Annotated in this window: 27 protein-coding genes and 1 pseudogene; 6 read left to right on the top strand and 22 right to left on the bottom strand. The window is 45.4% G+C overall.

What is annotated here, in order from left to right:
- The first annotated feature begins 39 nt into the window (after positions 1-39).
- A complete protein-coding gene (secG, locus tag M5J74_RS00895; protein ID WP_015152268.1) occupies positions 40-273 on the top strand; it encodes a preprotein translocase subunit SecG in 234 nt (77 codons plus the stop codon).
- Between the two features lie 50 nt (positions 274-323).
- Here secG and M5J74_RS00890 read toward each other — a convergent pair whose 3' ends face one another.
- From M5J74_RS00890 to M5J74_RS32440, 14 genes and pseudogenes are all read right to left on the bottom strand, one after another.
- Positions 324-1,496, bottom strand: a complete 1,173-nt coding sequence (locus M5J74_RS00890) for a glycosyltransferase family 4 protein (protein ID WP_015152267.1) — start codon at positions 1,494-1,496, stop codon at positions 324-326.
- Between the two features lie 159 nt (positions 1,497-1,655).
- Positions 1,656-1,784 carry a hypothetical protein gene (locus M5J74_RS32445; RefSeq protein ID WP_256498651.1) on the bottom strand — a complete coding sequence of 43 codons (129 nt, stop codon included), beginning with the start codon at positions 1,782-1,784 and terminating at the stop codon, positions 1,656-1,658.
- Entirely contained in the window at positions 1,774-3,450 is a 1,677-nt protein-coding gene (locus tag M5J74_RS00885) for an MFS transporter (protein ID WP_106218725.1), read from the bottom strand. Before M5J74_RS00885 ends, M5J74_RS32445 begins: the two co-directional genes overlap by 11 nt.
- Positions 3,437-4,396 (bottom strand): DNA repair protein RecO, encoded by a 960-nt coding sequence (gene recO, locus M5J74_RS00880; protein WP_106166650.1) that lies wholly within the window; start codon positions 4,394-4,396, stop codon positions 3,437-3,439. The genes M5J74_RS00885 and recO overlap by 14 nt, the downstream gene beginning before the upstream one ends.
- A gap of 68 nt (positions 4,397-4,464) precedes the next feature.
- Positions 4,465-5,175: a deoxyribose-phosphate aldolase gene (gene deoC / locus M5J74_RS00875; protein ID WP_106166651.1), complete on the bottom strand. Its 711-nt coding sequence runs from the start codon at positions 5,173-5,175 to the stop codon at positions 4,465-4,467.
- A 165-nt stretch (positions 5,176-5,340) separates the two neighbouring features.
- Positions 5,341-6,645, bottom strand: coding sequence for a DNA cytosine methyltransferase (locus M5J74_RS00870; protein WP_250014990.1), 1,305 nt, complete (start codon positions 6,643-6,645; stop codon positions 5,341-5,343).
- 117 nt (positions 6,646-6,762) lie between these two features.
- Positions 6,763-7,941, bottom strand: coding sequence for a cysteine desulfurase family protein (locus tag M5J74_RS00865; protein WP_127022853.1), 1,179 nt, complete (start codon positions 7,939-7,941; stop codon positions 6,763-6,765).
- A 141-nt stretch (positions 7,942-8,082) separates the two neighbouring features.
- Complete coding sequence (locus tag M5J74_RS00860) at positions 8,083-9,357, bottom strand: glycosyltransferase (RefSeq protein WP_250014989.1); 1,275 nt, start codon at positions 9,355-9,357, stop codon at positions 8,083-8,085.
- A gap of 162 nt (positions 9,358-9,519) precedes the next feature.
- Positions 9,520-10,752 carry a glycosyltransferase gene (locus M5J74_RS00855; RefSeq protein WP_250014987.1) on the bottom strand — a complete coding sequence of 411 codons (1,233 nt, stop codon included), beginning with the start codon at positions 10,750-10,752 and terminating at the stop codon, positions 9,520-9,522.
- 29 nt (positions 10,753-10,781) lie between these two features.
- A complete protein-coding gene (locus M5J74_RS00850) occupies positions 10,782-11,585 on the bottom strand; it encodes a bifunctional 2-polyprenyl-6-hydroxyphenol methylase/3-demethylubiquinol 3-O-methyltransferase UbiG (protein WP_250014985.1) in 804 nt (267 codons plus the stop codon).
- 66 nt (positions 11,586-11,651) lie between these two features.
- Positions 11,652-12,389 (bottom strand): class I SAM-dependent methyltransferase, encoded by a 738-nt coding sequence (locus M5J74_RS00845; protein ID WP_250014983.1) that lies wholly within the window; start codon positions 12,387-12,389, stop codon positions 11,652-11,654.
- A complete protein-coding gene (locus M5J74_RS33195) occupies positions 12,386-12,904 on the bottom strand; it encodes a polysaccharide biosynthesis C-terminal domain-containing protein (RefSeq protein WP_371934102.1) in 519 nt (172 codons plus the stop codon). The genes M5J74_RS00845 and M5J74_RS33195 overlap by 4 nt, the downstream gene beginning before the upstream one ends.
- 24 nt (positions 12,905-12,928) lie before the next feature.
- Positions 12,929-13,755 (bottom strand): annotated as a pseudogene (locus M5J74_RS00840) (lipopolysaccharide biosynthesis protein); the annotation flags it as partial.
- A 234-nt stretch (positions 13,756-13,989) separates the two neighbouring features.
- Positions 13,990-14,115, bottom strand: a complete 126-nt coding sequence (locus tag M5J74_RS32440) for a hypothetical protein (RefSeq protein ID WP_256498650.1) — start codon at positions 14,113-14,115, stop codon at positions 13,990-13,992.
- Positions 14,116-14,536: 421 nt separating this feature from the next.
- Between M5J74_RS32440 and M5J74_RS00835 the strand changes: the two genes are divergently transcribed.
- Both M5J74_RS00835 and M5J74_RS00830 read left to right on the top strand, forming a co-directional pair.
- On the top strand, positions 14,537-15,004 hold the full coding sequence (locus M5J74_RS00835; protein WP_041462686.1) for a MarR family winged helix-turn-helix transcriptional regulator: 468 nt from the start codon (positions 14,537-14,539) through the stop codon (positions 15,002-15,004).
- 168 nt (positions 15,005-15,172) lie between these two features.
- Positions 15,173-16,444, top strand: a complete 1,272-nt coding sequence (locus tag M5J74_RS00830; protein WP_127022859.1) for an MFS transporter — start codon at positions 15,173-15,175, stop codon at positions 16,442-16,444.
- 43 nt (positions 16,445-16,487) lie between these two features.
- On the opposite strand, the gene M5J74_RS00825 is transcribed toward M5J74_RS00830, so the two are convergent.
- Entirely contained in the window at positions 16,488-16,868 is a 381-nt protein-coding gene (locus M5J74_RS00825; RefSeq protein ID WP_015152254.1) for a hypothetical protein, read from the bottom strand.
- Positions 16,869-17,109: 241 nt separating this feature from the next.
- Here M5J74_RS00825 and M5J74_RS00820 point away from each other — a divergent pair, with 241 nt between their 5' ends.
- Entirely contained in the window at positions 17,110-17,640 is a 531-nt protein-coding gene (locus M5J74_RS00820; RefSeq protein WP_015152253.1) for an orange carotenoid protein N-terminal domain-containing protein, read from the top strand.
- Positions 17,641-18,135: 495 nt separating this feature from the next.
- Here M5J74_RS00820 and M5J74_RS00815 read toward each other — a convergent pair whose 3' ends face one another.
- The 7 genes from M5J74_RS00815 to M5J74_RS00785 all read right to left on the bottom strand — a co-directional run bounded on the left by M5J74_RS00815 (position 18,136) and on the right by M5J74_RS00785 (position 25,117).
- Complete coding sequence (locus M5J74_RS00815; RefSeq protein ID WP_015152252.1) at positions 18,136-18,873, bottom strand: ABC transporter ATP-binding protein; 738 nt, start codon at positions 18,871-18,873, stop codon at positions 18,136-18,138.
- An 84-nt stretch (positions 18,874-18,957) separates the two neighbouring features.
- Positions 18,958-20,163: an ABC transporter permease gene (locus M5J74_RS00810; protein WP_250014981.1), complete on the bottom strand. Its 1,206-nt coding sequence runs from the start codon at positions 20,161-20,163 to the stop codon at positions 18,958-18,960.
- Positions 20,164-20,249: 86 nt separating this feature from the next.
- Positions 20,250-21,620, bottom strand: a complete 1,371-nt coding sequence (locus M5J74_RS00805; protein WP_015152250.1) for an efflux RND transporter periplasmic adaptor subunit — start codon at positions 21,618-21,620, stop codon at positions 20,250-20,252.
- Between the two features lie 64 nt (positions 21,621-21,684).
- A complete protein-coding gene (locus tag M5J74_RS00800) occupies positions 21,685-21,840 on the bottom strand; it encodes a hypothetical protein (protein WP_250014973.1) in 156 nt (51 codons plus the stop codon).
- Positions 21,841-22,296: 456 nt separating this feature from the next.
- Positions 22,297-22,485, bottom strand: coding sequence for a hypothetical protein (locus M5J74_RS00795; RefSeq protein WP_250014971.1), 189 nt, complete (start codon positions 22,483-22,485; stop codon positions 22,297-22,299).
- A complete protein-coding gene (locus M5J74_RS00790) occupies positions 22,486-23,703 on the bottom strand; it encodes an ABC transporter permease (protein WP_015152249.1) in 1,218 nt (405 codons plus the stop codon).
- 91 nt (positions 23,704-23,794) lie between these two features.
- The gene (locus M5J74_RS00785) at positions 23,795-25,117 is read right to left on the bottom strand and encodes an efflux RND transporter periplasmic adaptor subunit (protein WP_106217945.1); all 1,323 of its coding nucleotides are present in this window, start codon (positions 25,115-25,117) and stop codon (positions 23,795-23,797) included.
- A gap of 248 nt (positions 25,118-25,365) precedes the next feature.
- On the opposite strand from M5J74_RS00785, the gene M5J74_RS00780 reads away from it, so the two are divergent.
- Both M5J74_RS00780 and M5J74_RS00775 read left to right on the top strand, forming a co-directional pair.
- Positions 25,366-25,620, top strand: a complete 255-nt coding sequence (locus tag M5J74_RS00780) for a hypothetical protein (protein ID WP_250014969.1) — start codon at positions 25,366-25,368, stop codon at positions 25,618-25,620.
- A gap of 93 nt (positions 25,621-25,713) precedes the next feature.
- Positions 25,714-26,610: a tetratricopeptide repeat protein gene (locus M5J74_RS00775; RefSeq protein ID WP_250014968.1), complete on the top strand. Its 897-nt coding sequence runs from the start codon at positions 25,714-25,716 to the stop codon at positions 26,608-26,610.
- The last annotated feature ends 25 nt before the right edge of the window (positions 26,611-26,635 follow it).

Below are 26,635 nucleotides of genomic sequence, written 5' to 3'. Positions count from 1 at the left end.
AGCTACACTTTTTTTGCGCTATCCGAGCTAATTCGCACTATGACAGTTACTACAGTTCTTGAAGCTATCTGGGCATTCTCTGCCGTGGGTTTGATTGTTTTGGTATTACTGCACAGTCCCAAAGGTGATGGGATCGGTGCAATCGGCGGTCAGGCACAGTTATTTAGCAGTACCAAAAGCGCCGAAACAACCCTAAACCGCGTTACTTGGGCATTGGTAGTGACGTTTTTAGGTTTAACAGTAGTTCTAAGTGCTGGTTGGTTGAATAGATAAATTGTAGAGGCGTTCCCGGGAACGCCTCTACAATTTATCTATAGTCTTATCTATAGTCGAGCGCGAAACTTAGAACTGAAAATTTTTGAACTTTGCCGTTGTGACAATACGCTGTCATAAAGCTGCTCTAGCCGGTCGATATTCTGACTCAGGGTATAGCGCTCTAATACTCGCTGTCGCGCTTTTTGCCCTAGTAAGATGGTAAGTTCTGGATGATCTTGAAACAAAGGTAGCAGAGTTGATAATTGTGACGTGACGCGCCTGGGAGTGAGGACTACACCAGCGCCATTCTCTAACACTTCCCCATCTGCACCCACATTTGTAGCTAAACATGCCAGACCACAAGCCATTGCCTCTAACAAAGAAATTGACAATCCCTCTACCAAAGACGGCAAAACAAACACATCGCTACCACGCAAAATCTCCAACCGTCGATTTTCATCGGCAATATATCCTAACCAGTAAATGCCAAATTCTGCGCTGTAGAAAGGTCGTAAAGAAGCGGTAAGGGGACCATCACCTACCATAAGCAATTTACTACTAGGTTTCATATCCGCTTGCTTCCAGGCGCGAAGCAATGCTTCGATATTTTTTTCCGCAGCAATTCGACCTTGATAGACGAATAGTCGTTCGGCGTGGAATTCTTGCTTGATACGTGAAGTCCCAGGACTATATTTCTCTACGTCTACGCCGTTGGGGATCACTGCTACTTTGTCAGCAGTCAAACCCATTTTGGCAAACAACTCTCGCTGGACTTCCGAAAAAACGATAACGCGATCGTAGTTGATTAAAAATGGAGCATACAGTTGATATGCCAGCAATTGAGTACCCGATACGAGTTTTGCCCCTTTACCAGCATAGGGAGTGTGGAAAGTTGCAATAAGGGGTAGGTTCAGCTCCTCGCAAATCTCTGGCAGGATGAAATCTAGGGGAGATAGCGTTAAAGATGCATGAACTAAATCTGGTTTTAACTCCCGTAGCGACTGAGTTAAAACCTTTGTTGCCCCTAAAGTCGGGATTGTATAGACTTGAGACTTATAGAGGAAAGGTAGAGGGACTTCTGGGCAGTCGGGCCAATTATCCCGCTTAGCTTCTTCTTCTTCTTGAGTGAAGTGAAGAAAACTAACCTGATTTCCTCGGTCTAGCAAGGCATTAGTAACTTCTCGACTGTAAGTAACATTGCCACAAAAGGGTGATTTTTTTCCAATCCAGGCAATATGCATTCGGTTGCGGCTCGATTTTCCGATCTAGTAAGAGACTTAGGGAGTTGGGAGTCGGGTGTGAGGTGTAGGGTGTGGGGTATGGGATGTGGGGGAGCCATTGCGGTGCGGGGGTTTCCCCCGTTGTAGCAACTGGCGTTGTGGGGTGTGGGGTGTGGTGAGTCAATTCTCTCCCTCAGCTCCCTCAGCTCCCGATCGCTCCCTCAGCTCTCTTTCCCCTGCTCCCTGCTCCCAGCTCGTCCCTGCTCCCTTAATTCCCCCCAAAGCCTCTCGTTGATAACTAACTAACAATCTGGGTCTCTGTACGGCAAATATACCAGGTTAAGAGACCTCCTGCGATCGCGATTACGGCTAAACTTAGAAAAACTGCCTGTAAACCAATTAATGTCTCTGCTAAACCAGCCAGTGCTAGCGGTAGAGACAAAGCAATATTGATGGCGTTATTTTGGAGACCAAAGACTTTACCATGCATGTCAGGCGGAGTCTCTTTTTGAATTGTGGTCTGCATGGGGATCGCTACTAAGGCAGCACAAGCCCCTAGTAGCGCAATCAATGCTAAAGCAAACCACAGTTGGTGGGAGAACATCGATAGACCGACTAAGGAGGCTGCTACGCCCACAGAACCCCATAAACTTAATTGAGCGTGGGAAAAGCGTTGACCGAATTGACCGAGGAGAGTTGCACCAGAGGCAATTCCAACTCCGCCAGCCGCTAACAAAAAGCCAAATTGAGAAGATTTTAACCCTGGAATGACTTCTGCTAGCCGCACGGCAAGCACGGTTAGAGCGGCAAAGATGGAAAATAGAATGATTAGCTGGAGGAGGGCATTGCGGACGCGACGATTATGTTTGAGATAGCTGAGTCCATCACGTAGATCTTGCAAAACGTGGGGCGGTTCTCGATCGCTATCGGGTAGGCTCTCGCCAGTTTTGAGAAGAAATAAAATCAGTCCGGCGATCGCGTAACTCCCGCCAACAACGATTTCCTTACCCATACCCGTACCGATCCCAATCCGATCGGTAATTGTATCGGCGATCGCCAGTAATGGTTCTCCTACCGCAAATCCCACAACCACCAAAGCCATCATTGTCGTGGTATAAAGCGAGTTAGCTGAGAGTAAGTGTCTTCGCTCCACGACTAAAGGAATTGCTGCTTGTTCGGCTGGAGCAAAGAACTGTGTCAGTGTCGAGATCGCAAACGATAATCCTAAAAGAATTGCAAAGCCTACGGGCAAATTAAAAATTGAATGCCAGTCTTGCGTGAACCACAGCAGAAATGGGACTGACAACACAAAAACGCCCCGTAGCAAGTTTGTCACTACAAGTACAATCTTTTTCGACCATCGATCGACAAATACCCCTGCAACTGAGCCAAATAAGACTGCGGGGATGGTAAAAGCCATCATAATCGCCGAAACCCACCCGCTGATACTTTGATCGCTGGCTTGAAAACGACTGGAAATGATGGCGATCGTCATCACTAAATAAACTTTATCGGCAAGTTGAGAAAAGACTTGACCGCTCCACAAAGAGAGAAAATTGCGGTTGCGCAAAACGGGCAAAAATCCTTGTGACTCATCTGATGGCGGCTCGTCTCCATACTCTTGAGAACTGCCGTTTGAGCCACTCGACTCCGTGGCGATCGCGCTATCTTGACTTGCTGGCATTTTTGTCATTACGCCATTTCTGACAGTTTCATTTAACTGCTCTATTTTTGGCAGCTTGTCGTCTGCCTCTCCCATAGAAAATTCGCTTTTTTCTTGAGTGTATGTTTTTTCTGGAATATTTGTGCTTTCAGCTACAGAATTATGAGATATTTGCTTTTTACTAGATAGATATTTGGGCGTAGATGGCGTAGACCGCGAATTAGCAGCGTGACCTCCAACTTGACTTCTGAGGGAATTAGCCTGAGAAGCGGATGGCTTGGTATTTCTTGTATCTAAATCAAACGGTTGCATGATCTTCTGTTAAAGGACTCGGCAGGGAAGCAAAATAACTATCGATCAGGGCAGCTGACCGAATGGGGCGACCGAAGTGATACTGTACGTACTGACGCAAAATGCGTTCGATTGACAGCCAGTTATGGCGATCCAGAACGGCGATCGCAGGTAAATTAGCCTGAGACAGTTGTTGCAATAAAGCTAGTTCTGCGGCATTTATCCGCCGATCGAGTACGAGTTTCTCTTGTTTGTGGGCGATCGCCCGATAACCCGTACCCATCGCCTCTGCCACTCTGCCCGTGGGTGGCAAAATATTGGTATTAGTAACATCATCAGATTTTATAGATTTGTTGCGATCGCTGTTTTTGCCTATAGCCGTGGCATTTTCCCAAGCAGACAAATTTACCGTTCCCCCTGCTGAGGTACTAAATCCTACTTGCCAGTTAGGAGTAGAAAAATCTGGAGTCAGGGAATTTGCCGTTAAAGAACAAGCTTGAACTTGAGGCGCAACCCCTGCCAAAGCCAACAGATGAAACGCTGCATGGCATAAGTGAGCTAAAGTCGAAGATCCCGCAGATTTAGGCAATTGCTCTAGGCGTTTGAGATGCTCGTTGAGCAAGAAAAATAATTCAGTTTGGGGTTGTTCGCTCAAAGCTTGACACATCGCCATTTCTGCCAAATACTGGCTAGCTGCGAGCTTACCTAAATCTTGACTCAGAGCAGGGTATGACTCTATGGTCTCAGCTTGAGTAATTTTATCGAGCGATCGCCCCTGAGCAATCAACAGTTCGTTGACGACAAACAACCCGCTTCTACCACCAATCTTGGAATTTTGCTTTCTCACCCCAGGCGCAACAGCTCGGATCAAACCAAACTCCTGAGTCAAAATCGTCAGCAACCGATCCGCCTCGCCCAAAGGCATACTCTTTAAATTAATTCCGGTGGCTTTGTAGGTACGACTCATCTAGGAAAGAGTTAGGTGTTAGGAGATAAAGAGACAAGGGAGCAATTCTATTCACTAGCCACCAGTCACTAGTCACTGATAACTGTTCGCTGATAACTGCCTTTTTCCAGGTTATCGCGCTGGCGGAGTAGATCGACGCTGCGAGATGTACCCAATCGCGTCGCCCCTGCCAATATTAGCTCTATTGCCTGGTCTATAGTGCGAATTCCTCCCGATGCCTTAATACCGACTCGTTCCTTAGCAATTTCTTTGAGCAAGCGCACATCCGCCACTGTTGCACCCCCATTCCATCCCGTACTTGTTTTGAGAAACGCTGCCCCCGCATCCATACATATATCTGCGGCAAGTCGTTTTTCTGCCTCTGTCAGAAGGGTAGTTTCTAAAATAACTTTGACTGTTTGCCCCGTTTCTTCGCAAATTTCGGCTATTTCTCGGTGTAGTGCTTCTGTTTTCTCAGCTTTAAGCCAGCCCAAATTGATGACGACATCTAATTCAGTTGCCCCGCTGTCGGCTGCTTCTTGCGCTTCGTATAACTTCACGGCTGATGTCGTGGCTCCGGTAGGAAAGCCAATCACCGTACAGACTTTCGGTTTTTTGCCGTGGAGTAGTTCTGCTGCTTGCCGCACGTAGACAGGGTTGATACATACTGCGGCAAATCCAAATCTGTCTGCTTCCATACACCACTGTTCCACTTGGGCGGGTGTTGCCGTTGGAATCAGCAAGGTATGGTCGATTAATGGGGCAATGTCAATCTCGCGGTAGTCTGCTGCTGCCACCATCACTGCTGCTCTCAGTCACCTCTGTTTTAAGTTTTATCAGAATTCCGAGACATTATTTAAAGTTTTTTTAATTTAAAGTTTTTGACTGGCACGATCGCGCATAACTCTTGGCTAGCGCGAAACAAATAGCCTACCAATTCCAGTCAACAATACCGAAAACAACACTCATTCTCTTCGCTTCTGTCTTAACCTTGGCGCGATCGCATTTGCCGCTACACCGTAAATTCGCGCTGCTTGAGTCATATTGAGTTGCAGTAGGCGATCGCATCCCAGTTGTTGTGTTTCTTTTGGTTTAACTGGAACTACTCCTAAAACGCGGAGAATTTCTCTAGCAATTGCTTGAGCTAAAAGCGGTGGAACAGAATTTCCCACTTGGCGAAAACCATGCCATTTCGTCTGATGAAATCGAAACCAGTCGGGATAGGAATGCAATCGGGCAGCTTCTCTAACAGTAATACATCTGGGCTTGTAGGGATGAATCGGGCGGGGTGACGTAAAAGCACCCAAATTACTCGCCGTCCCAGCTCTTAAAGTATTGCAAATACCTTCAGGTGCAAGTTTATAAAAGTGACTGATTGGCTCTACTTCCCCCCAATTGGTAGTAGCAAATCTAGCAATAGAATTGTCACCGTGTCGAGTTCTCAAACTAGAAGTTAATAAGCGCAGATCGAAGTGGCGATCGCCAGCATAGTTATCATTGTTAGCAAAAATACTACGCATTTTACTACTATAATGACTGGGTTTACCGTACTCAACGATCGTCCAATCTTGCCGAAATAATTCCGGATACATTTCTACTACTGGAAGGTCGCACAGGGCATCCCAAATTGTGGGAGTTGGTTTTAAATGAGGTAAATTTAAAATATATTTTGACTTGCGAGAGAGCGAGGGTTTCGTTATCGGTTGAGGATATTCAGGCAGAGGTAAACCGTAACGACAGCCAAGCAGAAATAATCTGGCTCGATCTTGAGGTACACCATAGTTTGCCGCATTTAAAACTCGATAATCTGTTTTAACTTCGTATCCACCAGCGCCAAAAGCTGCAATTAATTCTGAGAGAAATTGGCGATGATTGCCAATAGTTAATCCTGGTACGTTTTCAAATACGAAATATTTTGGTTTTAGCTCTAGTACCAATCGCAAAAAGTGATGTACCAATGCATTACGCGGATCGTCCAAAGCGCGTTTGCCGATTAACGAAAATCCCTGACAGGGTGAACCGCCGAATACAACATCAATATCGCGATCGCCTATTGCCGAACAACTTCTAACTTCCGTACTTGTAGTCTCGGTGACACTCTGACATAAAACCTTGCAAAACGGAAAATTAAACTGATGGGTTGCACAATGGATCGGATCGATTTCCACAGCTGCCAGGACATCAAAACCTGCTTGTTCAAAACCAAGCGTCATCCCACCAACACCTGCAAACAAATCTACACCGATAGGTCGTCCGCTATCCATTTCCATTGTTCAAACACACCACGTTCAAACACACCAAGTTCAAACACACCACAGTTTGAAGTCAATTATCGCCCGTGGCTTGTCTTTTTTTCCTATTCATCTTTACCAATAACTGTTAACTGTTCACCGATCGCCGATCGCTGATAACTGCTTTTGTCGCCGCAGGCTAGAGATTGTCGCCACAACATGTTCTGCTACGCGATCGATCTCCTCTGTAGTATTAAACCGCCCAATCCCAAATCGAATTGAGGCATAAGCTAGCTTTTCCAAGCGCCCCAAGGCGAGTAAAACGTGAGAGGGGGCTGTTTTGGCAGAAGAACAAGCCGCGCCGGAAGACACCGCTACAACAGGCTGTAACCCCAAGTGTAGGGCAGTACCGTCAACTCCTTCGACGCTAATGTTTAAATTACCAGGCAACCTTTGGCTGGGATGTCCGTTTAAATACACCCCGTCTAATTGGCTTAACTTTTGCCACAGCCGATCGCGCAATTGAATTTGGCGCTTTGCCTCTGTCTCCCGTTCTGCCAAAGCGATCGCGACTGCTTGACCAAAACCAACAATCTGCGGCGTATACAAAGTCCCAGAACGCATTCCCCGTTCTTGTCCGCCGCCGTGTAGCTGTGGTGCTAGTTGGACTCTAGGATTGCGCCGTCGCACGTACAAAGCACCAATCCCTTTTGGTCCATGAACTTTGTGCGCCGTCAGCGACATTAAATCGATCTGCATCGCCTGCACGTCGAGCGGAATTTTGCCGATCGCCTGCGCTGCATCAGTATGAAATAAAACTTGGCGATCGCGACACATTTTCCCAATCTCTGCCAAGGGTTGCAATACACCAATTTCATTGTTTGCTGCCATCACCGAGACTAAAATTGTATCGGGACGAAAAGCCTGTTCTAATTTCTCTAGATCGATCAACCCATCTATTTGCACGGGTAAAAAAGTGACTTCAAAACCGAGCGATCGCAAATATTCGCTAGGGTCGATAACAGCATTATGCTCTGTTGCTAGCGTAATAATGTGCCGTCCTTTCTGAAAATAAGCCTCAGCCACCCCTTTAATGGCTAAATTATTTGCTTCCGTCGCTCCACTCGTAAAGACAATTTCTTCTGGCGTAGCCGCGATCGCCTCTGCCAAGATTTCCCTTGCTTGTCTCACCGCCGCCTCTGCTTCCCAGCCGTAAGCGTGGCTGTTACTCGATGGATTACCAAAATGCTCCCGAAAATATGGCAACATCGCCTGCAAAACTCTTTCATCTAGCGGCGTAGTCGAGTGGCAATCTAAGTAAATTGGGCGAGACATGGCAATAGTGGTAATTGGTAATTGGTAATTGGTAGTTGGTAGTTAGCGAAGTCTCCCTTGTCCCCCTTGTCCCCCTTGTCCCCTTGTCTCCCCCCTCTCCCTTGTCCCCCTTGTCCCTTATTCTTACCTAGCCTCTAGCCTCTAGTTATCACTTTCCGTGACGCGCCAGCTGAGTTTGAGGTTGATCCAGAAGTTCCAGAACGTGACGATCGCGATCGCGAGAAGATTGGCAATTTGATAGTGGACGTGCAAAGTGTTGTACAGGACATTCAATAATAGGATATTCAATACTAAACCCATCAAGCAGACGATATTAAATTTCAACAACCGCTTGATCCGCTTGCGCCAACCGCGTTGCTGTCGGGACATATCGCTGAACGTCCAAGCATCGTTCCAGAAAAAGTTATTGATAATAGCAGCTTCCGCCGCGATCGCTTTACTGCGCGTCAACCCCCACCCCAATCCACTCGGATCGTGGAGGAGATATAAAACTGCCATATCGACAAATACCCCGCTAAAACCAACCGCACCGAAGCGGATAAATCTGCCAATCGGGAAATTAATTTTTTGTCGAATTCTGCCGATCCGTCCTCGCGAAACTCGCAGTCCGATCAAGTGCTTGATGTAGTCTACATACTGCTTCCACGTAACCTTACTTTCGCCTTCGCGCCGTTCTTGGAAAACATAACCAACTTCGGCAATTTCTTTAATGTCTCCCCGTCCTAAAACTTCAATCAAAATTTTGTAGCCTACAGGACTGAGGGCTGCTCCGGCGATCGCTTGTCGCTGTACCATAAAATAGCCGCTCATGGGGTCAGACACGCGCCCCACGACTTGCGGTAAGATTACCAAACCTAATAGTTGTGCGCCTCTTGACAAAAAGCGACGTACCGCACTCCAGCTACTCACTCCCCCACCTTCAATGTGGCGACTAGCTACAGCTAAATCTGCACCATCGTTCATTGCAGCTAAGAGTTTCAATAAAACTTGCGGTGGGTGTTGTAGGTCGCCATCAATTACGCCTAAAACCTCTCCATTGGCTGCTTGCCAACCGCGCACTACAGCTGTTGAAAGTCCCTTTTCCGTAGTCCGTCGCATCACCCGCAATTGGGGGTACTCTACCATTAAGCGCTGAGCAATTTCCCACGTCCGATCCGGGCTATCATCGTCAACGACGATTAATTCATAATCTTCTGGCAAAACTGGATCGAGCAAATTCGTGAGAATGCTGACGATCGCGCGAATGTTTTTTCCTTCGTTATATGTTGGTATTATCAGAGAAAAGCGTACCGAATAGCTTTTTTGTCCTCTATTTGTCTGAAAGTCTCTATCTGAGGTAGCGGCTGGCGCAGTTTCAGGTATGAGTAAAGAGCCTGTAGGAACTGGTAATAGGAAGCTTTGTTGTCCGAGTGCCATAAATCTTTTTGTGTGTATTTTATTACTTTGTTCCGATAAAACCTAGACAATCTTTGTCAGCGCCGCCATGCTATTTCTCTGCTTCTTCCTGGGTGAATTATATCTAATCGCGATTCAGAAGTTTTTCTCGCTACTCTTGCTTCAAAGCTAAATGTTGTGTCCTCAAGCACCTAATAGTTTTTGATAGACATCAACGAGTTGTCCGTTAAGTCGATGGATATTGTAGTATTGTTCCACACAGGCTCGACCTACTACCCCCATTTCTTGCCAAATTTCGGGATTTTCTAGTAGATAACTCAATTTTTCAGCTAAAGCATCTGCATCTCGCTCTGGGACTAAAAATCCCGATCTACCATGTTCGACGAGTTCGGGAATGCCGCTATGCATGGTACTCAAAATCGGCATTCCACAAGCCATTGCTTCCATTAAAGAGACTGGAATACCTTCTCGATCGCCATTTCTACTTGTAACGCTGGGAGCCATATAAATGTGAGCTTGAGCGAGAAGTTCGGTAATTTCTTGCTGTTGTTTCCAACCTAATAGTTTCACTTTATTGGTTACTTTAAGTTCTTGAATTAGACTCTGTAACTCTTCTTTTAAACAGCCGTCTCCTACTATTTGATATTCTATTTGGGGAAAATCTTTTGCTAGTTTTGCTACAGCACGAATTCCATATTCTACGCCTTTTTTTTCGACGAGACGCGCAATAGTAATTACCCGCACTACGCGATCGCTGTATTGACGTGGTTGAAAGGTAAATTGCTCGCAATCAATCCCCATGTGGTGAACGACAATTTTCTTTTCATCGCCACCTAACTCCATGAGTTTTTGCTGCCACAACTTGCTAATTGGCATTAATAAATCTGCTGTTGATAGCAAGCGATCGTAAACGCGATCGCCGACTTGCTGAAGATAAAGAGTGATATCAAATCCGTGAAATACGGTAATCAATCGTCCTTGAATTGCCCCGATTTCTTTTAATACAGCTGCTTTAACACCATTCATTCCAAAATGACAGTGAATGATATCATACGATCTACTACGTTTTAGCCAAGGAGTTAACTCGTAAATTAGCGTGAGTCGGCTAACTTTTCTGACAGATTCAGAATAGAGCAATCGCGCGATCGCCTGAGGTGCTTTGTGAAAATTAGTTGCGATTAACCCCAATCCTTTCAGCCATTGTTGCCAGCGATTATCGGGCATTTTAGCAGCATAAAAAGTCCGCGATCGCAAGTCATATTTTTCCACATCTGGATGCACTTTTGAATCTTGCGATCGCGGCTGAACGGCATAAATATCTACCTCATGTCCTAGATCGATTAAACCTGAAATTTGATTCAGGATAAAGGTTTCAGACAAAGCTGGAAATTCCTGCACGACAAAGGCTATTTTCATCTAAAACCAAGTAGAAACAACTCTATTATCTAAGCGCGATCGCCCTCAACTAACTTTTGTACCCGTTGGCGCTTCCACCATCTTGTAGCCCGAACAATTCCAGGTAGATTTGTGAGGGCAACTAAGCCACGATAAGATATATTTTGTCGCAGAGAACTGAACCCTTTAATTGGTAAATAATCTTGTTGAGCAATCCTCCCTATTTCTGCCGCTCCTCGTTCGATAACCGCGTGGATATAATCGTTTGTATTCCATACAGAAATTGTACTCCAATAGGTCAGCGTTCCTTCAACGGCTTTTCCGACTTCGACCAAATCTTCTAGTGTGACAACTTCATCAACGACTTGTAAACCTTCTCCCGATGCGTAGAGTGCGGCTTGCTTTCCTGGACTAGGAATCGTAAACAAAATTTTGCCTTGAGGACTTAGCAAAGCGTTGAATTTACGATGTAAATCTCCCCTTGCTGCTAGAGGAATATGTTCGTAAACATCAGGTAAAACAATCGCATCCCAATTTCCTTCAATTGCTTCCGTCACCACGTTAACTTGGCGATATTCAATGCGAGGATGACTAAATAAACTCCGAGCCAAACGGAGATTTTCCGAACTAATGTCTACTGCTAAAATTTGAGCTTTTTTTGCTATCCATTTAGCAATAAAATGAGTCCCCTGTCCCGAACCACAACCAATAACTAATATTCTTGCCGTATCGGGATGAATTGCCTTTGTAAAAAACTCTAGCTGGCGATCGATCCGTTCGTTACCGTAAACGTAGTCCCGAATAAAAGTTGGAGAAAAATTGTTGTAGAAAGTTTCAACTGGACTAACCACCATAGATTTGAATTTCTCCTTTTTTTGCTGAAAATAATACAGTAAAATTCTTCACTAGAAAAGCTACAGTTAAGAGAAAACCTTCTCCTCTCCTCTAGATTTTTTGGCAAGGATAATATACACTGCTGCATCGTTAGATAACCGTTCGGGATGGCGCGATTCAATCCCAGCGATCGCCCGTTGAAGCAACCAAATGTAGAATTTGCGCAAACGACCCGGTATTTTCTCTTCTGTAGCATCTTGCCAAAGTTGCAATCCAGCAGATGCCATCCCAAACACACTTTGCACCGATACAATCTCAAACCCAGCTTGCACGATTTCCCGTTGCAAACCAGCAGCCGTCCAGCGCCAGTAATCGCAAGGATCGGGGTGATATCGCCAAATTCCGTGAGTTGAAAGCACCAAAGCGCTACCTGGCTTGAGAACTCGATAAGCTTCCTTCAAATAGACTTGAGGCTGTTCTACATGTTCCAAAACCTGAGAAGAGAGGACGCAATCAATACTTGCATCGGCAATTGGTAGCTGTCCTTGGCAACCAACCGCAATTTCGGCGCGATCGTTACCTGGAAAGTCAGCCCCAATGTAGCGAGCGAATTTTTGTTTAAATAAAGATTCGTAAGGCTTGTTACCACAACCGTAATCGAGTAACTTTTCTCCCGGTACGAGCAACTCAGATTCAACTAGATACTGCAATTTTTCTAGCAGCAATTTGAGAATTGCATAGCGGGAGTGAAAGCGGTTGGGACGCAAGCGATCGCCCCGTTCTTGAACTTTGTAAGTATACCGAGAAGGTGTCGCTACTTTCATCGTCGTTGTTTAAATTCTCGCAGGAAGGACAGATAAAAAGATTTCTTGCCAAACAAATAAAACACGATCGCGACGTACAATCCTGCCATCACTAACGTGCAAGCAATCGCGATGCCCCACACTGGTAAAATCGGATTGAGTGCAAATTTAATTCCTATTGTGGCAAGCCCCGCGATCAGAGCAGCAACAAGCGATTGGGCGATCGCCGAGAACAAATCGCTCGTCGTAATTTCTAGACCGCGAGTCGCATAATACATACAAGGATAGACTTGTAAAAGCATCGCTACGGCATAGCATAAAGCAACTCCCCGCGCTCCATAAGGCAGACCGATAAAGAACGATACCACTGTCAAACTAGAAGCAAACACGCCCCATTTCAACATCCGGTCTGTTTTGCCTGTGGCAATGTACAACCAACCAGCCGTATTGCAAAGCGGTTGAAATATGGCGGCGACACCGAGAAACCGAAACAGAAAACTAGCTTCTCGCCATTGAGAACCGAGAATTAGCGTCACGACTTCTTCAGAGATTGCGATCGAAAGGATAACTAAAGGTAACGTGAGAAACGTAACCAGCGAGACTGCTTTAAGGTAGTAGTTGCGAAATTGCTGCGGGTCTGCCTGTAATCGACTTAGGCTTGGGATTGCCACCGCAGTAATCGGCGCGTTAATTTGTTGCAATGGTAAGAGCAACAAGCCATAAGCTTTGGCATACAGCCCTAATTGTCCCGCACCCAAGACCGACCGATTAAGATGTTATCTAGGTTGCGGGCAAAGTAATTAATCACGTTGAAGCCCGTGAGATGGCTGCCAAAAGTCAATAATTCGCGAATATTAGCGTGTCGTTTCGGTAAACTCGGTCGCCAGCTACACAGCAACCACGCACCTCCCATTTGACCGATCGCGATCGCGATTTGCATGACCACCAATGCCCAATATCCCGCACCATACCAAGCTAAAACTAGAGCGCTGACGACTCCAAAACCCATAGCAACAATATCAATTGCTGCCAAAGCCGTAAATCGCATCTGGCGGTTGAGCAAAGCTTGATGCTGGACTGTTAAGCCTCCAAACAAAAAACCAATTGCCGAAACGACGGTAATTAAGGTTAAACGCGGTTCGTTGTAAAATACGGCGACAACGGGAGCGATCGCCCAAGTTACGAGAGTGAGTAACAGGCTAACAAAAATATTTACCCAAAACAGGTTGCTAATCTGGCGGTGGTTAATTTCTGCCTTTTGGATGGTTGCCATCGACAACCCCATATCTTTAAATAAGGCGACAAAACCCGTTACGGCAGTCACCATCCCGACTAAACCGTAATCCTGCGGCGCTAGCAGGCGGGCTAAAATGACTGTAGAACCCATTTGCAAGGTAAACTTGCAAGCTTGAGCTACCAGCGTCACTGCTCCGCCGCGTATAGAACGCTTTTTGAGATCGGCATTGAGATGATCGGTACGAAAGTGTCTGTCGCGATCGCTCTGTTTGGAGCTGGTTTTTAAAGACTCTGGCAAAGGCTCTGGCAAGGCTGCACCTGGATAAATTAACGGGATCGATCTGGCGATCGTGGCATTAGTGACTCTGACTTCTGAGCATCATAATCAAAAGTTTGAATTCGGGCAATTGTATCCTAGAGTTGTCTTTTCAGCAATAATTCCCTGACGAATAACTGCGATCGCGCTATTTTGATTTTTTCCATCTCGCACGATAACGTATTTTTTTTGCACCAGGTAAACTTACGCCGAACTCTGGACTTACTCTAAATCTTCCGTAGGTCTGGAATCGGTTCCTGTCACACCAGCAGCAATACATTTTAGTTCAAAGCATTGAGCCTCGGAGATCCCTCCAACCCCCCTTAACAAAGGGGGCTATGATTCCCCCTTTTTAAGGGGGCTAGGGGGGATCGTCTTATCTAAACTGTATTGACACCAGCACGACTAGCGAATTAAGCCTAGTCACAAAAATACTCCGAAAGTTATATTTGTGCGAGCAAAACGCACGATCTACAAATAAATGCAACAATCCATACTCTGCTATACGAAATTACCCGCTTGCTTTGTGGTTACATTTTTAGAGACAGTTATGACAGATTGTCAAACTCAAAAGAATTTAGCTAAAATAATATTACGTATGCGAAATATCCCCGACATGCCTTCTACTTCTACCGAACGAAAAATTGCCGAGCCATTGCGAGAAATTTTAGCGCCGTATAGCGTTGGCTACCGGATTAAGCTGTTAGGTCAGTTGGGGAGCCGCAGATTTCAAGAACGCCTCGAACCCTTTGGTCTGACACCCTTTCACTGGGTCGTGTTGTGCTGTTTGTGGGAGGAAGATGGCTTAGCCACTTGTAGTATTGGGGAGAAATTGCAGCAGGTAGGAGGAACTTTAACGGGAGTACTCGATCGCATGGAAGAACGAGGACTGATCCGCAGAGAACGCGACCCTCGCGATCGCCGCATTTGGCGGATCTGGCTGACGGGTGCTGGTCGAGAACTAGAAAATATACTACCTCCAATCGCTTTAGATCTGAGGGAGCAAGCCATGCAAGGCTTTTCTCTGGAAGAACGCCAACTATTTTCCAGGTTAATTGACCAAGCGATCGCCAATCTTTCCTAAAAACTCATAACTCCACTGTTACTCGTACACAGCGATCGCTGGAAGCAGAGAAATTGTTAGTATCAACATACTCCAATCCTATGTTTCAACAATAGTTCTCTGGATGGTGTTCCGAGGCAACAAAGTATTTATTTAATAAATAAGTGCTTTCCTGAATCTAGATAAAAAATGAATAGAATTGCAAATATTGCGGTCGTACCTGCTTTAAGATCGAGAAACTACCGTTTATTTTTCTTTGGACAAGGGGTTTCATTAATTGGTACGTGGATGACGCAAACGGCAACAATTTGGCTTGTGTACAAACTCACAAATTCAGCGCTGATGTTAGGCATTGTGGGATTTTCAAGTCAAATTCCCAGCTTCTTTTTAGCCGTTTGGGGTGGAGTTTTAGTAGACCGATTCAATACACATAAAATTTTAGTTATTGCTCAAATATTAGCCATGATCCAGTCTCTAGTGCTAGCAGTGTTAGCGCTATCAGGCACGATCCATATTTGGCATTTTATTATTTTGAGTTTATTTCAAGGCGTGATTAATGCTGTAGATGCTCCGGCTAGACAAGCATTTGTGCCAGAAATGGTCGAGAAGAGAGACGATTTAGCCAGTGCGATCGCGTTGAATTCTTCTCTAGTTAATGGCGGACGGTTAGTTGGACCTGCGATCGCGGGAATTTTGATTGCTAGAATTGGCGCTGCTTACTGTTTTTTAATTGATGGTGTAAGCTATATTGCTGTCATTGCGGCTTTAATGGCAATGCGCTTAAAACCAAAGAAAATAGTCGTTACAACCGCCAATCCATTGCAAAGATTACAAGAAGGATTTGTTTACGCCTACAACTTTTCTCCAATCCGCTCGACCTTGCTATTACTAGCTTTATTTAGTTTAATGGCAATGCCTTATATTACCTTAGCTCCCATATTTGCTACCAAAATTCTAGGTGGAGACGCGCGCACTTTAGGCTTATTAATGGCAGCCTCGGGAGTGGGAGCAATTGGCGGAGGAATTTATTTAAGCACTCGCAAAACAGTTGTCGGTTTGGGCAAAATCATTGCTTTAGCTCCGGCACTTTGCGGCACGGGAATTATCTTTTTTTCCCTATCAAGAATGCTATGGTTATCCACCCTTATGTCCGCGTTAATTGGACTTGGTTCTATTCTGACTATTTCCTCCAGTAACACTGTAATTCAAACTATTGTTGAAGATGATAAACGCGGACGAGTCATGAGTTTATTTACCATGTCCTTTTTAGGAATGGTTCCATTTGGTAACTTATTTGCTGGATTTTCTGCCGATCGTATTGGTGCTACCAATACTTTACTTATTGGTGGAAGTTTTTGTATTATCGGCTCGCTATTATTTGCCAGACAGTTACCTAAACTCAGACAAGCAGCCCGTCCAGTTTTGCAACAAAGAGGTATATTATCCCAGACAAACACGTAGAGACGCTCGCGAGAACGTCTCTATTTCACCTCTCTATTTCAAACTATGAATTTACGTCCTTTGCCATGTCCATGTAATCAGCCGGATTTCCGGTTGACTTGGAGTCTTTGTTGATTTCCTGCGAAGGAGAATTCACATCCTTTGCCATATCCATGTAGTCAGCAGGATCTCCCGTTGGCTTGGCTACTGTTTGCTGTTCGTCTGACTCGGAAACTTGAAATTCAGGTTGAGTCACCTTTTCAGCTGCCATCGCACCTTCACCCTGACGATCGATTTCGCTGACGCTGTATTGCTGGGCAGCGGCATAATCTGCATCAAAATCTACTGTAGGTGCTTTTTCGACTCCAGTAGCTATATTCTCAGCTGCTAGCTGAGCATCTTGTGTAGGAGTTTCATTAGGGTTCGATTTAATTTCTTCTGGCATGGGTCACTCCTATTGAAATTATTTTATGTTGTAAGGCAATCCTATCAATGCGATCGCCTACTCTCATAACCCCACTAAGATAGATTTTTCTCTCATCCTTCTCTTACTAATGTCTCTGCTGTCTCTGCTACTAAAGATATAAATTCCCGCTAATTAAAACTATCTCTCTCGGAGGGCGAATTGCGTCCCCCAACTCTGATAACCCTAAGCTTGAGAGTTTAAATTAACTGGGATATCAGCAATGACATCAAGCTTCAATCCAGATCGGTCTCAAGCGCTTTCTGCCGAGACTCAAAACATCATAAAAGCTTTTGATGCCTTAGACACCGACGCTAAGTTGGCTTGGTTTTATTTGGTTTACAAAAAGATGGGAGATTCAATCACTCCAGCTGCACCAACTGCTGCCGAACCTGAACTAGCACCAAGACTACTAGGAGACTTTTACGAATTGTCAGACGACGAGCAGCTTGCAATTATGCGGCAAATTGTCAACAAAGAAAATACAGACTATTCTCACGCCTACGGTGCGTTGAAAGAAAATAATCAATTGATGGTTTGGTATGCTTGGGCTCAAGCTATGGGCGATACTGTTGTCGGAATGCCTTCAAGCTATCAAGCATCTGAACCAATTAAAAATTTACTTTCCCAAACTGAAGGACTTGAATTTGAAGATCAGATTTCTATCTTCCGCACAATTTCAAGTAATATGGGTTACACAGATATTAAGCCTATAGAAACACAAGCTCAAACAGGCAAAACTTCTAGTCTTTAAGTTGTCATTTGTCATTTGTCCTTCGTCATTTGTTGTTGGTAAGACGTTTCTTATTTACGACTGTTCCTCCCTTTTTTAAGGGGAGCTAGGGTGGATCTTTTGATGAGTGGCACATCCCCCCTTTTAAGGGGGCTAGGGGAGATCTTTTGATGAGTAGCACATGTTCCTCCCTTTTTTAAGGGGGGCTAGGAGAGATCTTTTGGTGAGTGGCACATGTTCCCCCCTTTTTAAGGGGGGCTAGGGGAGATCTTTTGGTGAGTAGCACATGTTCCCCCCTTTTTAAGGGGGCTAGGGGGATCTTTTGATGAGTAGCACAGTTTTTCGATCCCCCAACCCCCTTAAAAAGGGGGCTAAAAAAAAGCACACATGGAGCTATTAGCAAATTTGACGTAGCAAAAACAATTGGCAATTTGCATTTGTGCAATTGCGATCGCCACCCGCTAATGCGGGTTTTTTTCATGCAACAAAGTTCAATAAATTCCTCAAGATTGTCTACTAAGAAGCTGCAACTTGACCGATATCATCGGGAGTCAGGTGCGAGTGGATGACTTGACCGTCGCGAAACCAAACAATTCGGTGAGTTTGCTTTGCTACCTCTGGTTCGTGCGTCACCATAATAATTGTGATCCCACTAGCATTGAGTTCGCCAAATATCTGCAAGACTTCTTGAGTCGTGCGCGAGTCGAGAGCGCCAGTCGGTTCGTCTGCTAGGAGCAAAACTGGTTGATTCACAATCGCCCTAGCAATTGCTACCCTTTGTTGTTGTCCGCCAGAAAGTTGATTGGGCTTATTGTGAAGGCGATTTTCCAAACCAACACGCTTGAGTGCAACCGTAGCGCGATCGCGACGTTCGGCTGGTTTGATCCCAGCGTAAACCATCGGTAGCATCACATTTTCTAAAGCGCTGAGTTGGGGCAAAAGGTGAAACTGTTGGAAGACAAAGCCAATTTTGAGATTGCGAATATGTGCTAAGTCAGCATCATCTAACTGAGCGACATCCAAATTATCTAAATAGTAGTGTCCGCTGGTTGGGCGATCGAGACAACCAATCATATTCATAGCTGTAGACTTACCAGAACCAGACGCACCCATAATCGAACAATATTCGCCTTGTTCCACAATTAAATTGACATCTACTAGCGCCCGCACCTCTGTTTCTCCAAAACCATAAATCTTAGAGATATTTTCCAAGCGGACGATAACTGGTTTAGTAATACTTTTTAGATTAGTCATTTTTCAGTTAACAGTGGCTAGTGGCTAGTGGCTAGAACTACTCCTTTGTCTCCCTGGTCTCCCTTGTCCTCCTTGTCCCAAATCTTAACTATTTTTCAGGGCGATAATCGGGTCGAGTTGAGCGGCGCGACGGGCGGGAACTACGCCAAAGATTAATCCAACACCACCAGAAATCCCTACAGCTAGGGCGATCGCAGCAATGGGAACGCTGGGTTGGAGAGGGGTTAATACACCAACGATCGCCACACCACTGATGCCGATCGCCGTACCAATTAAACCACCCGATACAGAGAGAATAATTGATTCGACTAAAAATTGTGCCAAAATTGCTTGGGGAGTGGCTCCAATTGCTTTGCGCAAGCCAATTTCTGGCGTGCGTTCGGTGACTGACACCAGCATGATATTCATGATGCCTACGCCGCCAACAAACAGCGATACACCTGCGATCGCTCCCAGCATCAGCGATAGCACTCCTGTCACCTGCGAGACTAATTCTTGAAAAGATTTGTTGGCAACCACTACAAAGTCTTTTCTACCGTGCAATCGCGTTAGTAAGTTAGTAATTTGAAAAGCTGCAACTCGCACGTTGTGTTTATCTTTTGCCGCAACTTGAATGTGGCTGATTGGTGTTCCAAACGCCGATCTTCTGCCATCAATTTGAGTTGCCATTGTCGTAATGGGAATGTAGGCAACATTATCTTCATTTTCTCCGGCAAAAGAACCCTTAGCTGTCATGACTGCAATCACCTGAAAGCTAGTGTTTTTGATTTGGATATCTTTGCCAATTGGGTTTTCGCGATCGAATAGTTTTTCTGCTAATTCTGCACCCAGAACGACCACGGGAGAACTTTGACGCATTAAAGAAGTATCAAAGAACCGACCGCGATCGACCATGAGATTTCTAATCTCTCGTAGTGCTGGTGTTGTTCCTTTGACTTGGGTATAAGTTTGATTGTTACGGTAAGAAATTAATAAGTTATTTTCAATGACTGGAGCCGCTGACTTAACCGCTGATGCTTGTTTTTTCACTGCTTCTGCATCCGATAGCACTAGCCCTCGTTGTTCGGAAATAAATCCTTCCGAATCGTCGCGACTAGAAAAAACCAACAGTCGATTTGGTCCGAAAGAATCGAGTTTGTTAAGAGTGTAGTTCTGCGCTCCCTGTCCTATGCCTACCATTGCAATCACAGAAGCATTACCGATGACAATTCCTAACATAGTTAAGCTACTTCGCAGCTTATCAGCCGTCAGAGTAGCAACTGCCATTTTGATACATTCAATGGGATTCATGAAGAATTGGTAATTGGTAATTGGTAATTGGTAATTGGTAATTGGTAATTGGTAGTTGGGTGGACAACACCCACCACAGCTTACTCCTAGCTCCTAGACTCTTCATCCACGCCAGGAATGGCTTGACCGGGGGGAGGGGTAATCAGGACGCGATCGCCTCGATTCACGCCTTCGAGAACTTGAGCGTGAGTGCTGCTACTCGCGCCTAGAGCAACTTCGCGAAATCGGATGTGTCCTTCTCGATCTGGCATAAATACCCCTGTTTGACCGTTTTTCTTGGTGACAACTGCTGTCAGGGGTACGACAACTGCATCTTTAATTTTGTCGCTAAGGAAGGTGAGTTTGATATTCATGCCTGATTTGAGCTGGTTTTGCCCTGTTTGCAGGCTCACTTTGACGCGAAAGGAGGTGACATTATCTTCCCTAATTGCTCTGGGTGCGATTGTGCGGACGCGACCTTTAAAGGTTTTATTGTAGGCATCGGAACGGATTTCTACTGGCTGATTGGGGGTAATCCGCGCAATGCTGGATTCTGGGATTTTGGCTTCTACTTCTAAACCGCTGGAGAGTTCGGCGATCGATGCGGAAGTAGCGCCATCCGAGGAAGAAGCGGATGTTGTGGGAGTCACGAAGTCGCCTTGTTGAGCGTAGCGGCGCGTGATCGTGCCTGCAAAAGGTGCGCGGACTAAAGTGTTTGATAGTTGAGTTTGGTAGTACTTCAGTTGGGCTTCGGCTTGAGCGACTTCGGCTTCAGCTTGGGTAATTTCTTCGCTACGATACCCCTTCATTCGCAGTGTCAGCTCGTGTTTGGCAACTGCTAAACTCGCGATCGCCCGGTCGAGGTTTTCTCTGGCTGTACGTTCTTCTGTCAAAGCTTGGTCTAAATCGTCGCGAGAAATTGCTCCTTCTTTCGCTGGTCTGAGTTTGCGCTGCACTTGTTCCCGACGTAGCGTTAACTGCGATTTCGCTTCTCGGACTTGGGCTTCGTTTTCTGCTAATTCAGCTTTAGCCTGCTCGATTTCTTCGGGACGATTGCCAGTCTGCTTTTTCGCTAGTTCTGCCTTAGCTTTTGCTAAGCCTGCTTGATATTGTTTAACTTGTGCCTGAAATTCTTCGTTGTCCATCCGGGCGATGAGCGTACCCTTTTTCACCTGAGAGCCTTCATCGACATACAATTGCTCAATTCGCCCTGCATCTTTAGGACTGAGATTAATTTTTCTGACTGCCTGAACTATACCATTGGCTTTGATTTGAACTTTTAAGTCTTGAGATTCGACCATTACTGTTTGGAGATTGGCAAGGTCGATTTCAGGGGTTTGGGTACGGGCGATCGCAAAAGTAACGGCAGCACTGCCCAGCAATCCCAATGTGATGAATCCTGCCAGCCACGACTTACGGCGCTTAGCTTTTCCGAATGGTAAGGATACGGCTTTATTTGGCGCTTCAGGGTTAATCATAGATAAATAGTTTAGGTTTATGGTCTATGAATTTAGTTTTTATATTCAGTAAATATTCAGTTTTCTATTGTCCGCTTGCAGCACGCAACCTCATGACAAAATAAAAGGCTACGGGCAAGCGTATCAGATTTACAGAATTAGCACGACAACTTTTGCCAAGGGTTGGTACGTACTCCCAAACTTTAGCAGTTGGGCGATCGCAGCCATCAGTGACAGACACGCCTCTACCTTACCTCAAGCTTCAAGTTCTATCTACTCCTTGAGGAGAAAGTTCGCTCTCACAAAACAACGTGTATTTAATACCAAACTGATTCCGATCGCGTGGCGATCGCGCCTTTTCACTTGGTGTTATTCGCTATGTTATTCGCTCTCAACAGCCTGTTTCACCTCGCTACAGTCATCTTTACTATTGACTACAGCCATAATTCCAGGGATTTGTCAGAGGCAGCATCAAGCTGTCGTTTATTTTAGAAAATTTTAATCAACGCTCAAATTTTTTATTATTTTTTGCGATCGAACTTCAACAAAACTACAGCCAATCTCACAATTATTAACATGACAACCCGATTTGAGTCGGGAAATATTCGTTGGGTTGTCATTGGTCATTGGTCATTGGTCATTTATTATTGGTGGTACATTAATAACCGCTCGATCGAGTTGCTGTGTCTTGGCTAATCTAGATCGCTAACCTATCGGACACCAACGACGGAGCGAGCAGAAAAAGTGTTCCCAACGAAAACCACTCCCTTATCCCCCTTGTCCCCCTTGTCCCCCTTGTCCCCCTTGTCCCCCTTGTCCCCTTGTCCCCCTTGTCCTCCTTGTCTCCCTTGTCCCAATTTTGAATTTTAAACCTTCGCCTCCCCAATCAAGCGCTTCTCAAAGCAACAATCGGATCGAGTTGGGCAGCGCGACGGGCAGGAACGACACCAAAGACAACGCCAATACCCCCGGAGATACTGACAGCTAATGCAATTGCCACAGGTGAAATACCCGCTTGAAAGGGAGTAAACGCACTAATTAGTAAGATACCACCTACACCCAGGGCAGTTCCCACGATGCCACCAGCTGCCGACAACATGACAGCTTCAATCAGAAATTGAATCAAAACGTCGTGCTGGGTAGCGCCCAAAGCTTTACGCAAACCGATTTCTTGCGTGCGTTCGGTAACGGAAACGAGCATAATATTCATGACCCCGATGCCACCCACGAGTAAAGAAATACCTGCGATCGCTGCTAGCATGACCGTTAAAGCACTCGTGACAGTTCCCGCAATTTCTAGTACATCTTTTTGACTTTGAACGCTAAAATCGTCTTCTCTTGTGATTTTGTGCCGCAATCGCAGCAGGTTTTGAATTTGAAATTGAGCTGCTTCTACACTGGCATCGCTTTTAGCTGAAATCGAAATAAAAGTTAGACTCACTCCATAGGGAGAATTTTCGCCGACAATCCGGCTTGCCATAGTGGTAATTGGCAGCAACGCGCTATCGTCATAATTGGTTCCTAAGACAGATCCCTTTGATTCCATCACGCCAATCACTAAAAAGCGCACGTCTTTAATGCGGACGTATTTACCAATTGGATCTTGGTTGATAAACAATCGTTTTGCTAAATCCGAACCCAAAGCAACAACTTGATTGTTTCGCTTCACATCAAGCTGGGTAAAAAATCGTCCTTCTTCTGGATTGAAGTTACGAACAGCAGTATATTCTGGAGTCGTACCGACAACTGAACTATAGGTATTTTTGTTGCGATACGTGACTAATTCTCTTGATTGAAGCTGAGGCGCGACTTTAGCCACTGTCGGTACTTGGGTAGCGATCGCCTTGGCATCTTCTAAAACTAAAGTTTTTGGCAAATCTACCGTCGTTCTTTGAGCATCCCGATTACCTGGGATGACAAATAAAACATTAGTTCCTAAAGATTCAAATTGTTCGGCGACAAATCTTTGCGCCCCCTGTCCGATTCCCACCATCGCAATCACTGAAGCATTGCCGATGACGATTCCTAACATCGTTAAGGCACTACGCAACTTATTAGATAGCAGCGTTTTCGTTGCCATCTTGCCACTTTCTAAAACATCCATTTTCAGTTATTGGTTATCTAGTTATCAGCGATCGGTGGCTAGTGGCTAGTGACTAGTGGCTATAAAAGAGCCTAGCTACTAGTCACTAATCCTACTCACTTTCTTGTTCTGGTTGTTGGTCTTTTGGTAGGTCGAGAAAAACGCGATCGCCTTGTTTTAAACCTTGTAAAATTTGCGTTTGGTCTTGAATACTAGAGCCAATTGTGACCGGACGAAATTCGGGTTTGTTCTTTTCTCCTGGGACTAAAACCCCAGTTTTACCTTGTTGAGTGACAATCGATACTGTAGGTACGACTAAGGCATCGTTGAGATTTTGACCCAAGAATGTTAAGTCTACATTCATGCCAGAAAGTAATTGATTTAGACCAGAATCGAGTGCTACTCGGACTTGAAAAGAGGTTACGTTTTGATCGACAACGGCTTCGGGAGCAACTAAACGGACGTGACCTTTAAAAATGCGATCGGGATAAGAATCAGCTACAATTTCAACTTGCTGTCCCGATTTAATTTGTCCAACATCAACTTCTGGAACTTCTGCCAAAACTTCCAAACCTTTCGCCAGCACGACAATCGAAGTTGAGTTGGCTAGCGATGAATTCGAGCTAGACGTGCCGCTAGATGCCGAAGTTGTGGGGGTTACAAAGGCTCCTTCTGAAGCATTCTTTTGCGTCACCAAACCCGTAAAGGGAGCGCGAATAATTGTATCGTTGAGCTTAACTTGAAGAGCTTGTAACTCACCTTGAGCTGCTTGCACGACTGCTTGGCGTTGGGCGATCTCTTCTGGACGACTACCGCTTTTTAGCAGCGATAGCTGGCGTTGTGCTTCCCGTAGGTTAGCTTGAGCGCTTTGGCTTTCACTGACATATTGATCTAACTCGTTTTGGGCGATCGCACCTTGTTGCGTTAATCTCCGATAACGTTCTAGTTTTTCCCGTGCGAAGTTTGCCCTAGCTTGGGCTGCATCTACCTGAGCTTGAGCGCGATCGATTTCTTGTATGCGATTTCCCGCACGGGCTTGCGCTAATTCAGCTTGGGCTTGAGCAAGTTTGGCACGTACTTGGATCAGTTGCGCTTGCAAGTCAGCATCATCCATTTTGGCAATAATCTGTCCGGCTTGGACGCGATCGCCTTGTTCTACTAATAAATTCTTTAGCACTCCTGCTACTTTAGGGCTGACATTGACGCTTTGGATCGGTACGACTTTGCCACTAGCATTAATCCGCAGCGTTAAGTCTTTAGCTTCAACTGGTACGGTTAACTTAGCCAAGTCGATCTTAGGTGTCGATCGATCTACGATGACGTAAGTTGCAGAACCAGCCACTACGACACCAGCAGCCACTAGCCCAACTAACCAACGCGCTGGATGCTTAATTTTACCAATCAGGGGAAGTTCTATAGGCTGGGTAGCGGTCATATTAGGAGCGAGGGATAAGGAGTGAGGGATAAGGGAAGAAGCAAGCAAAATTTATTAGGTGCAAGTCATAAATCATTTATACGCCTGCGCATTTGCCGCACGATCTTGCTGATATTGTTCCCAGTAATAAAGAAGCATTAATAACTAAAATGTTTCGTACACTTATTATCGTAACGACTGTTACCGTGTAATCATCTCTAGCAAAAGGGCGATCGCTCCCAATCAAGATTAGGGTTATCCGCTCTTTTTTGAGAGACAAGGGGGAGAAGAGAGCTGAGGAGGCTGAGGAGGCTGAGGAGGCTGAGGAGGCTGAGGGAGAGAAGAGAGAGTCGCGGAGCGCAAGGTTGCGCTCGGGAGCTGAGGGAGTGAAAAGAGCTGAGGAGCAGAGGGGCAAGAACTGTCAACCGTTAACCATCGACTGTCAACTGTTCACCAATTACCAACTACCAACTACCCATTACCAACTACCCTACACCTCACACCCTTTCTTTACTGACAACTGATAACTGACAACTGATAACTGACAACTGGTCACTGTCACTACTATGGTTTAAGCTAGCTGAAAGTTATGTTGCAAGATAATTGAGGCGTGTACCGTGCCAAGTCGTAAATCCTGGCTGTCTTTACTGGTGATTTTGGGTTTAGGGAGTGTAGCTCCCCCTGCACTGGGGCAGGCACTCGTTCCACATACGCTACAACTCGATTCAGCTCAGTTGGAGCGACAGGGATTGAGTTTGGCGCAGGAGGCTGCTCAGTTAGCGCAGTTTCAACAGTTTGACATGGCTGTACCGAGGGCGCGACTGGCGACTCAGTTAGCTCCTAAAAACTATATGGCTTGGTTTCTCTTAGGGGGTTTGTACTTACAGACAAACAAATATAACGAGTCGATCGCAGCCCTGAATAAAGCGCAGGCGTTAGCCCCCCAAAACCCTTCCGTGTTGTTTGCAATGGGTTCGGCACACTTTCAAAAAGGCAATTACAAAGCAGCGATCGATAGTTTGCAAGCTGGTTTGAAACTCAAACCAAACGATAAAGAAGCATTATTTGATTTAGGTAATTCTTATTACAAAGTCGGGCAATTACCAGATGCGATCGCTCAATATGACAAAGCGATCGCCTTAGATAAAAAGTTTTGGCCCGCCATCAATAATATTGGACTAATTCAATACGAACAAGGCAATATAGACGAGGCAATGGAGCAATGGCAAGCAGCTTTAGCTGTTGACAAGCAAGCCGCAGAACCCCAACTGGCAATGGCAGTTGCTTTATATAGTCAAGGCGAACAAACAAGAGGATTGCAATTAGGAACAGCAGCCCTCAAAATTGACAGTCGTTATGGTGACTTAGAATTTCTCAGACAGAATTTGTGGGGCGATCGCTTGTTAGCTGATACGAAAAAACTGTTAGCTAATCCTAAAATTCAAGCCACAATTGAGGAACGCCAAGAGCAACAGCAGCAAGAAACTTCTCCGATTCAGATTTCTCCGCAGTAATTGCTGTTGTAGAGACGTTTCACGA

It is taken from the genome of Chroococcidiopsis sp. CCNUC1 (assembly GCF_023546805.1).
Classification (GTDB): domain Bacteria; phylum Cyanobacteriota; class Cyanobacteriia; order Cyanobacteriales; family Chroococcidiopsidaceae; genus Chroococcidiopsis; species Chroococcidiopsis thermalis.
The sequence above is the reverse complement of the archived record's forward strand: the minus strand, read 5'-3'. Positions and strand labels throughout refer to the sequence as shown.